Source organism: Agreia bicolorata, assembly GCF_000938265.1.
In the GTDB taxonomy this organism is placed as follows: domain Bacteria; phylum Actinomycetota; class Actinomycetes; order Actinomycetales; family Microbacteriaceae; genus Agreia; species Agreia bicolorata.
On record NZ_JYFC01000004.1, the window covers coordinates 342,103 to 351,485 of the forward strand.

General features: G+C 63.7%; 9 protein-coding genes. 6 read left to right on the plus strand and 3 right to left on the minus strand.

Annotated elements, in window-relative coordinates; all coding sequences use genetic code 11:
* The first annotated feature begins 79 nt into the window (after positions 1-79).
* The 3 genes from TZ00_RS11745 to secA all read left to right on the plus strand — a co-directional run bounded on the left by TZ00_RS11745 (position 80) and on the right by secA (position 4,651).
* Positions 80-892 (plus strand): ComF family protein, encoded by an 813-nt coding sequence (locus TZ00_RS11745; protein WP_052521518.1) that lies wholly within the window; start codon positions 80-82, stop codon positions 890-892.
* An 11-nt stretch (positions 893-903) separates the two neighbouring features.
* Positions 904-1,626, plus strand: coding sequence for a ribosome hibernation-promoting factor, HPF/YfiA family (hpf, locus tag TZ00_RS11750; protein WP_044441883.1), 723 nt, complete (start codon positions 904-906; stop codon positions 1,624-1,626).
* Positions 1,627-1,795: 169 nt separating this feature from the next.
* Positions 1,796-4,651, plus strand: coding sequence for a preprotein translocase subunit SecA (gene secA / locus TZ00_RS11755; RefSeq protein WP_044441884.1), 2,856 nt, complete (start codon positions 1,796-1,798; stop codon positions 4,649-4,651).
* A 78-nt stretch (positions 4,652-4,729) separates the two neighbouring features.
* Here secA and TZ00_RS11760 read toward each other — a convergent pair whose 3' ends face one another.
* The gene (locus TZ00_RS11760; protein WP_238579668.1) at positions 4,730-5,227 is read right to left on the minus strand and encodes an Rv3235 family protein; all 498 of its coding nucleotides are present in this window, start codon (positions 5,225-5,227) and stop codon (positions 4,730-4,732) included.
* A gap of 218 nt (positions 5,228-5,445) precedes the next feature.
* Here TZ00_RS11760 and TZ00_RS11765 point away from each other — a divergent pair, with 218 nt between their 5' ends.
* Positions 5,446-6,060 (plus strand): hypothetical protein, encoded by a 615-nt coding sequence (locus TZ00_RS11765; protein WP_044441886.1) that lies wholly within the window; start codon positions 5,446-5,448, stop codon positions 6,058-6,060.
* A 31-nt stretch (positions 6,061-6,091) separates the two neighbouring features.
* Here TZ00_RS11765 and TZ00_RS11770 read toward each other — a convergent pair whose 3' ends face one another.
* The gene (locus TZ00_RS11770) at positions 6,092-6,373 is read right to left on the minus strand and encodes a helix-turn-helix domain-containing protein (RefSeq protein WP_044441888.1); all 282 of its coding nucleotides are present in this window, start codon (positions 6,371-6,373) and stop codon (positions 6,092-6,094) included.
* 86 nt (positions 6,374-6,459) lie between these two features.
* Between TZ00_RS11770 and TZ00_RS11775 the strand changes: the two genes are divergently transcribed.
* Both TZ00_RS11775 and TZ00_RS11780 read left to right on the plus strand, forming a co-directional pair.
* Positions 6,460-7,104 (plus strand): SAF domain-containing protein, encoded by a 645-nt coding sequence (locus tag TZ00_RS11775; RefSeq protein WP_044441890.1) that lies wholly within the window; start codon positions 6,460-6,462, stop codon positions 7,102-7,104.
* Complete coding sequence (locus tag TZ00_RS11780) at positions 7,101-8,063, plus strand: CpaE/TadZ family protein (protein ID WP_052521519.1); 963 nt, start codon at positions 7,101-7,103, stop codon at positions 8,061-8,063. Before TZ00_RS11775 ends, TZ00_RS11780 begins: the two co-directional genes overlap by 4 nt.
* A 23-nt stretch (positions 8,064-8,086) precedes the next feature.
* Here the strand turns inward: TZ00_RS11780 and TZ00_RS11785 are convergent, their stop codons facing one another.
* Positions 8,087-9,304, minus strand: a complete 1,218-nt coding sequence (locus TZ00_RS11785; protein WP_044441548.1) for an IS481 family transposase — start codon at positions 9,302-9,304, stop codon at positions 8,087-8,089.
* Positions 9,305-9,383 lie beyond the last annotated feature (79 nt).

Sequence of the window (9,383 nt, forward strand, 5' to 3'; positions counted from 1 at the left end):
GTCGCAGCATCACGGGCGGGTTCTGCACAGATCGGCACGCTGTGGCTGCAGCGGCAGCCGATCAGAGCATGATCGAACGATGGATACGCGTGGTGCCGTCTCCGAGGCGATACTCGACGGTCTCGCCGTGCTTCTGCCCGTGGAGTGCGCAGGGTGTGGCACGGCCGACCGGGGTATCTGTGCCGACTGCCGTGCGGCGCTCGTGGTGCCGGACCACGCCGAGCACCATCTGCTCGAGGTGCCCGCCTCAGGTGCGGCGGGCGCACACGGTCTGCCTCTCTGGTTCACCGTCGGCTACGACGGCGTGCCCAAAGAGGTTCTGCACGCGCTCAAAGAGGCCGGGCGGCTCGACGGCGCGCGGCCGCTCGGTCGGTTGCTCGGCGTAGCCGTGATGCGCGCTCTCGAGGCGATCGAGCCGCGCCTGCCCGTCGGGGCGCGTCTCGAAACCCTCGTCGTTCCCTCGTCTCGTGCGGCCTTCAGGACTCGCGGCTACAACCCGGTCGAATCTCTTCTGCGGTGGGCCGGACCGCAGCCTCGCCGAGCCACCGGCCTCCGTTACCGGCGCACGCCGCGCGACCAGGCATCCCTCGGCGCCGACGAGAGGTGGAGCAATCTCTCGGGCTCTGTGGGGGCGGTCTCGCGCCGGCTCGAGGGGCGCCATCTGCTGCTCATCGACGACGTCGTGACGACGGGTGCGACCCTGCTCGAGTGCCGTCGTGCGGCGGAGGAAGGGGGAGCCGTGGTGTGGGGAGCGGCAGCTCTCGCGCATACAGCAAAAGTCAAGAGAACAAACAGTGAATTGCACGGTGACTTAGTCAGCTGGCAGGTCTACGGTGGGGGAAAAGGCGCGGAATCCAATCGCCCTCGACTCGGGCGCCGCGTCTTGGACTAGGAGAGATCGCCTTGGAAATCAACATCACCGGACGAAACCTAGGAATCACCGATCGATTTCGGGATTACGCGACGGAGAAGGCCGAGAAGATCGAGCATCTCGCCGACAAGGCGCTCGCGCTCGAGGTGAAACTCTGCCGGCACAATTCGGCTACGGGGTCGCCGGGAGACGACCGGGTCGAACTGACGCTGATCGGTCCTGGACCCATCGTTCGAGCTGAAAGCGCCGCGAGCGACAAGTACGCGGCCTTCGACCTCGCGCTCGCCAAGTTGATGGAGCGTGTGCGTCGTGCCAAAGATCGCAAGAAGGTGCATCGGGGAAAGCATCGCCCGGTTTCGTTGCGTGAGGCATCGACGGGTGGCTTCTCCGTCATCGACATCACGCCCGCCGACGTCGATGTTCTCAACAGTGTCGACAGCACAGGCGCTGTGGTGCCACGGACCGAAGAGCCGCACACGCCGAGCTACTCCGAAGACGACGACACCGAGTACTCGCCAGTCGTCATTCGCGAGAAGGTGTTCCCCGCGGCTCCGATGACGGTCGACGACGCGCTCTATTTCATGGAACTCGTGGGCCACGACTTCTATTTGTTCATCGATGCAGAGAGCCACCGACCCAGCGTGGTCTACCGCCGAAAGGGTTGGGAGTACGGGGTCATCGGACTCGACGACAACCCGACCGACGCCGATAGCGCCGTCGTGACGGCAGCCGCAGCCGGCGCATCCGCACGATGAACCACCTGGCGTAGCGTGCGCTGACGAGGCTCGACCCTGCACAGGGTCGGGCCTTCGTCGTGTCGGGCGCAGATTCAGGGGCGATTCCGGTGGCGTACAGGCAAGGCAGGCTAGAATTGCTGGGATTGTCGGCCAAATGCGCCGCAATATCAGCAGTAGGAGACTCTCGGTGGCTTCAGTTCTTGAAAAGGTTCTTCGTGTCGGTGAAGGTCGCATTCTTCGCAAGCTCGAGAGCTACGCGAAGGCGATCAACGCACTCGAAGACGGGTTCAAAGACCTCACTGACGAGGAGTTGAAAGACGAAACACCCGCGCTGCGCAAGCGTTATGAAGACGGCGAGAGTCTCGATCACCTGCTCCCCGAGGCATTCGCGGCAGTTCGGGAGGCCGCACGCCGAACGCTCGGCCTGCGTCACTTCGACGTGCAGCTCATGGGTGGCGCCGCGCTCCACCTCGGCAACATCGCTGAGATGAAGACGGGTGAAGGAAAGACTCTAGTTGCGACGCTGCCCGCGTATCTCAACGCGCTCACCAGCAAGGGTGTGCATGTCGTCACGGTCAACGACTACCTCGCGAGTTACCAGTCGGAGCTCATGGGTCGTGTCTTCCGTGCCCTGGGAATGACCACGGGTGTGATTCTGTCGGGGCAGACGCCCGCCGAACGGCGCGTTCAGTATGAGGCCGACATCACGTACGGAACGAACAATGAGTTCGGCTTCGACTACCTGCGCGACAACATGGCATGGCAGGCCAGTGACATGGTTCAGCGCGGCCACAACTTCGCCATCGTCGACGAGGTCGACTCGATCCTGATCGACGAGGCGCGCACCCCGCTCATCATTTCCGGCCCCGCGTCGGGCGAGGCCAACCGCTGGTTCACAGAGTTCGCGGGCATCTCGACGCGCCTCGTCATCGATGAGGACTACGAGGTCGACGAGAAGAAGCGCACCGTCGGAATTCTCGAACCGGGCATCGAGAAGGTCGAAGACTACCTCGGCATCGACAATCTCTACGAGTCGGCTAACACGCCACTGATCTCGTTCCTCAACAACGCCATCAAGGCCCGCGCGCTGTTCAAGAAAGACAAAGACTATGTGGTGCTCAACGGTGAGGTTCTCATCGTCGACGAGCACACGGGTCGTATTCTTGCCGGGCGCCGCTACAACGAGGGCATCCACCAGGCGATCGAGGCCAAAGAGGGTGTGGCGGTCAAGGCCGAGAACCAGACCCTCGCCACGGTGACGCTGCAGAACTACTTCCGCCTCTACGACAAGCTGTCGGGCATGACCGGTACCGCCGAGACCGAGGCTGCCGAGTTCATGTCGACCTACAAGCTCGGTGTTGTCGCGATTCCCACGAACCGCAAGATGCAGCGCATCGACCAGTCCGACCTCGTCTACAAGAACGAGCAGGCGAAGTTCGATCAGGTCGTCGAAGACATCGTCGCGCGTCACGAGAAGGGCCAGCCTGTTCTCGTCGGAACCACGAGCGTCGAGAAGAGCGAGTACCTGTCGCGACTGCTCGCCAAGAAGGGCATCAGGCACGAGGTACTGAACGCCAAGAATCACGCGCGTGAGGCCGCCATTGTGGCTCAGGCCGGTCGACTGGGGTCAGTCACCGTCGCCACCAATATGGCCGGTCGTGGAACAGACGTGATGCTCGGCGGAAACGCCGAGTTCCTTGCGGTCGCCGAGATGAACTCACGCGGCCTGAGCCCGGTCGACACTCCTGAGGAGTACGAGGCCGAGTGGGACGAGGTGTTCGCCAAGGTCAAGGCCGATGTGCAGGAGGAGGCTGACAAGGTCGTCGAGGCTGGCGGTCTCTACGTTCTCGGAACCGAGCGCCACGAGTCACGCCGAATCGACAATCAGCTGCGGGGTCGCTCCGGTCGTCAGGGAGACCCGGGCGAGAGCCGTTTCTACCTGTCGCTCACCGACGACCTGATGCGCCTGTTCAATGCGGGTGCGGCCGAAAGCCTCATGGGTCGCAGCAACGTTCCCGATGACCTGGCGATCGAGTCGAAGGTGGTGTCGCGAGCCATCCGCAGCGCCCAGTCGCAGGTCGAGGGGCGCAACGCGGAGATCCGCAAGAACGTTCTGAAGTACGACGACGTGCTGAACCGTCAGCGCGAGGCCATCTACTCCGACCGTCGCCACATTCTCGAGGGCGAAGACCTCGAAGAGCGGGCGCAGAAGTTCCTCGTCGACGTCGTCGATGACGTCATCGACACCCACGCGGGCTCCGGCACCGGCGACGACTGGGATTTCGATGCGCTCTGGACCGAGCTCAAGACGCTCTACCCCGTGTCGATCACCATCGACGAGGTCGTGGCAGAGGCCGGCGGAAGCAAGGGCCGCATCGACAGTGCGTTCGTGCGACGCGAGATCCTCTCCGACGCGCAGCTGGCGTACAAGAAGCGTGAAGAGACGCTGGGCGAGACGGCGATGCGCGAGCTCGAACGCCGCGTGGTGCTTTCGGTCATCGACCGCCGCTGGCGCGACCACCTCTACGAGATGGACTACCTGAAAGACGGCATCGGCCTGCGTGCCATGGCACAGCGCGACCCGCTGGTCGAGTACCAGCGCGAGGGCTTCGCTCTGTTCCAGTCGATGATGGGCCAGATCCGCGAAGAGACCGTGGGCTTCCTCTTCAACCTCGACGTTCAGGTCAACACTCCCGCCGGAGAAGTCGACGCTCCCGTTGTTCAGGCCAAGGGCCTTGAGGACTCGACCGCCACCGAGAAGCTCAGCTACTCGGCCCCGAGCGATTCCGGCGGTGTCGAGGTGCGCAACCAGAAGGGGCAGATCGAGCAGGCAGCGACCGCCCGCGCGGCGAAGAAGGCCGAAGAGGAGTCTGCTCCTGTCGCGTCGGCGTTCTCTCGGGGAGCATCCGCCCCGGCGGCCGCTCCGGCATCCGGTCAGCAGGGCGCGAAGCGTCCCGCATCCGGCCCGCAGGCCAAGCGGCCCGTCAACGCGCCGGCTGCCAACAACCGTGCAGACCGTCGCAAGCAGGGCAAGAAGAAGTAGGCCTTCTCGTTCCCTGAGCTTGTCGAAGGGCCGCCCTTCGACAAGCTCAGGGAACGGAGCGGCTCGTCGGCCGATTCGTTAGAGAACGTTGATGGCGCTTGCGCGCCAGCGCTTGTCGAGGCCTTCGAGGCGGATGGCGACGGCTCGGGTGCGCGCTTTGCCGTGCACGATGACGACGCCCTCCACCACTCCGTCGGCCGGTTCGCAGGTGATCGTGTTGCCGATGCGAAACGACGGTCGGCCGACGGGAGCCCCGCGTGCCTGACGCGCCCGTGCCGATAGCACGACGCGTTTGAGCAGATGCCGATACACGTCGTCTGCTACCCATCTCGACAGCTGGTCGAGGTCACGGGCTCCGGCGAGTACCTCGAGGACGCACCGAGCGAGATTCTCCATCAGGGGTACCGGATTCGGAAGCGACGACGTCGACGTGGGCTGGGCATCAAAGTACTCGGGATGCTCGGCGGTCGAGGGCTTCGCCACGTCAGACGTGATCGGCGGTACGGCGTGCAGTGCAGCGCGGACGGGAGGGGCGGATGGTCCGGTGGTCGCATGTGCGGTGAGGTGACTCTGCATGGTGTCTTCTCTGGCGATACGGGCGAATGAGAGCAATAGAGCTGCGCGAGCAGGGTGCTGCGGCACGCGGGCGCCACAGTGGCAACGGCTGTGTTTCTTACCCCCACTTGGGGGATATTTGGATACTAAACCAGCTTTCAAGTCATGGTGTCTACAAGCGTTTCTGCCCTGTGGATAGATCGCGCGCGCGGCAGCCAAGACCCGTTACCGTTCCTCCTATGCGATGGGACAATCTGTTCTCCGATCTCGAGAGCCAACTCGAGTACGGCTTGAATGCCGAGGAGAACGACCTTCACGAAGAAGAGGAGCGGCTTCGATTGGGCCGCCTGTCGTTGCGCGACAGGCTTCGTCAGATGGTGGCCGTCTCCGACCGTGGGGCGAACTACTCCATCGCATTCGTTCTCATGGGAGGAACCACGGTGTCGGCAAGGGTGAAGACCATCGGCAAGGACTGGTTCGCTGCCGACGTTTGCCCCGTTGCAGGGGCAGGCCAGACGCAGCGGCTGAGGCAGTGCATCGTTCCGCTCGCCGCCGTGCAGGGGTTGTCGCTGACGAGACGGCAGATCCGGCACTCGCTCGAGTCACACTCTCCGGAGGCGCGCGGCGCTATCACCGACAGGCTCGGTCTGGCGTTTCTGCTGCGCGATCTCTGCCGTCGGAGAACGACGGTCGAAGTCACGCTGCAGACAGAGTCTCTTTTCGGAACCATCGACCGAGTGGGCCGTGATCACTTCGACCTCGCAATGCACGAGGCTGCATCTCCACGGCGGGATGCCGAGGTAGTGGGCTACCGTCTGATCGCATTCGACGGTGTTGTGATGCTCACCGTGTGACGCTCAAGGTTCAACGCTGACGGTTCGAGTATCACCGCCTGATGATGCGCCCGTCAGAGAGTTCGGGCAGGGGCGCGGCATCGGATTGATTCCATAGTGAGAGACGTCGACTCTCTTCGTACATCGCCTCGATATACGACTCGAGGACGTCTCGTTCGATGCGCCAATGCCCGCTTGCCCCCACTTTGATGGCGGGCAATTCGCCTGACCGAACGAGGGAGTACACCTGCCGCGCCGAGACGTTCAACACCTCGGCCGTGTCGGCGAGAGTGAGGAAGCGACCGAGTCGATCAGGAGAATCGGGTTCGTTCATTTCTCAATTATGAAACCGTCCCTCGGCTCTGCGCGGGCCTGTGGATAACTTTCCCGCGATCCGTCGAACATTGGCACCATGTGCGTATGGACCGATCTGCTCCCCGTCTCCGAGCCCACCGCTCGTTCGTTTTCGATCCCCGCTTCGTCATCGGCGTCGTGCTTGTCGTCGTGTCGGCGCTCGGGGTCACGTGGCTGGTGGCGACGGTCGATCAGACCTCCGACGTCTATGTTGCGTCAGCCACCCTCAATACCGGAGAACGGTTCACCGCCGATGACCTCGCGGTAGCGCACGTGCGACTCGGATCCGCTGTCGACCACTACCTCGAGCCGGCCGACATTCCTGCAGACGGAGTGGTTGCGGTCCGGCCCATCCATGAGGGCGAACTCGTACCCAGAAGCTCCGTGGGCGAGGTTCGTGTGGGCGACGAGGCGCAGGTAGTCGTCACAGTCTCGGGTCCCGTTCCCTCTGTCGTCGACCGATCCTCCCGGGTCGCGCTCTGGGCCTCAGCCGCCTCCGACTCGGGCACCGCCTTCGCGGCCCCCGTGGTGCTTGTGGCCGAAGCCGAGGTCATCTCGGTGATCAAACCGACCGGCATCGTCGCAGCAGGCACAGAGATGCAGGTTGAGTTGCGGGTGCCGCGAGAATCGGTGGCATCCGTGCTCGAGGCGATGGCCAACGGTGCTGCTCTCGCGATCGTTCCCGATGATGAACCGTTGGCGGCTCGGTGACCGGCGTGCTGTCGGTCATCACGTGTCTCGACGACACGGCGGGCGAGCGGCTGATCCATGAGATCGGCTCTGCTGACCACGACATCGTCGCTCGCGTCGGCTCGGCCCACGACCTGATCGACGTGCTGCGGGGGTGCGCCGTGGATGGTGTAGTAGTGTCGGCGACTCGGCGGCACCTGACCCTCGAAGTGCTCGCTGAGGCCGATGAGGCGGGCGTACGCATCGTGGCCGTAGCCGGCGACGATGCCGAACGGCGATACGCGCTCTCGCTCGGCCTCTTTGAGGTCGTCGACGCGCGTGGTCCGTGGAGTGACATAGAAGTGCTGTTGCGTGGAGGGATCGCCGTCTCTCTGGGTGCCCCCGCGCAACGAGGTGCCGGTACCGTGATCGCCGTGTGGGGGCCGGCCGGTGCGCCGGGCCGAACGACCGTGGCCATACAGCTCGCCTCCGAACTCGCGTTCCGCGGCAGAACCGTCGCATTGGTCGATGCCGACACCTACGGGGGAGCCGTGGCACCCAGTCTCGGCATGCTCGACGAGTCGCCGTCGTTCGCCGCCGCCTGCCGTCTCGCATCGCGCGACAGCCTGACACTTGCCGAGTTGGAGCGGATCGCGTCGCGCTACGCCTCCCCTCGATCGGAGTTTTGGATCCTGAGCGGAATCGGGCGGGCCTCCCGTTGGCCCGAACTCGGAGCGGATCGGGTGACGAGCGTGCTCAGCACCTGCCGCCAGTGGGTCGACTATGTCGTTGTCGACACAGGCTTCAACCTCGAGACCGACGAAGAGATCGCGAGTGACATGTTCGCGCCGCGTCGCAACGCGGCGACGCTGGCAGCCCTGAGGCAGGCCGATCATGTCGTCGCTGTGGGCGCAGCCGACCCGATCGGCCTCTCGCGGTTTTTGAGAGCTCACGTCGATCTGCTCGAGCAGGTCGAGACGGCGCAGATCTCGGTGGTGTGATGTCTCAGGACGTGCCTGACGGTTTATGTCTCAGTGGGGTCTGACGGTTTTTGGGTGGCCAGGAAGCCGCGTGGTTTGCCGTTGGGGATGTAGCTGCCGTCGATAGGTCTCGGGTGGGTGGCGAAGAGGGTGCCCTGGTGATCGAAGATCAGGATTGTGTGTGGGCTGAGGAGGATGTTGAAGGTGTGGCCGGCGTGCGCTTTGCTCGTCATGATTCTGATGCGGGCCACGCGGAAGGTTCCGTCGGCGGTTGCTGTCCGAACGAAGTGTTGCGGCGCTGCTGGGTGGGGTGATGTCGGTAGCGCCGGTGTGGGGCTTTTTGGTGTCGCGGTGTAGCACGCGAGCGGGGTCATCATGCCCAATGATTGGTGCGGGCGGTGCTCGTTGTAGTGCTGGTCGAATTTGTCGAGTTGGCCCTGTAGCTCGACGAGATCGAGGGCTCGGGATTGGGCTCGGAGCCACTGTTTCAGCGTTGCGTGCCCGCGCTCGTTTTTCCCTTGCGTTTGAGGGTGTCCAACGCTGGAGGTGATGGGTTGGACGCCGAGAGAGAGCATCAGCGCGGTCAGCTCACCAGTCCAGCCACGCCGGGACGGGTTCAGGGCTGTTCCGTTGTCAGAGAGCAGTCGTTGCGGAACACCGTGGCGAGCGATGCCAGTGGTCACTACTCGGACGGCGTCTTCAGCGTTCTCTGACCGGGCGGCGAGAGACGCGATCTGAAGCCGAGAGTGGTCGTCGTTGAGTTGAAACACAGCAATGACGGTTCCGTTCGCGAGGGTCCAGTCCATCGCATCGATCTGCCAACACTCGTTCGGTGCTGCGTATCGGAACCGGATGTAAGACGACTTCGGCCGCTTCTTCGGTTGCGGTGTGACGAGACCGTTTCGGGTGAAGATCCTTGCCAGTGTCGACCTGGACGGGGGTGCGATTCCGAGGCGCGCGAGCTCGAACGCGACCGAGATTGGGCCGTAGTCCCAACCGGCTGACTTCAGCCGGGCGCGCGCTTCGATCGCGAGCGACTCGATCAGCGCCGATGTTTTGCCCGGCGAACTCGACGGTCTACTGGATCGCGGCATCAATGCCTGCGGAAGAGGATCCTCGAGAAGCCGTTTCCTCGTCGCGTAGAACCACTCCCGAGACACCCTGTTCTCGCGGCAGAAGCGGGTCACGGCACCCCGCGGAGCGTCCGCAGGCCAGGTCGCAACGATCAAACGAAGATCAGTCCGGGCGGGGTCATATGCCATCCACTGATCGTCCAAGAAACCATAGAACTGTCAGGCAGGTCCCGAGACAGAACTGTCAGAAAAGCAACGAGACAGAACA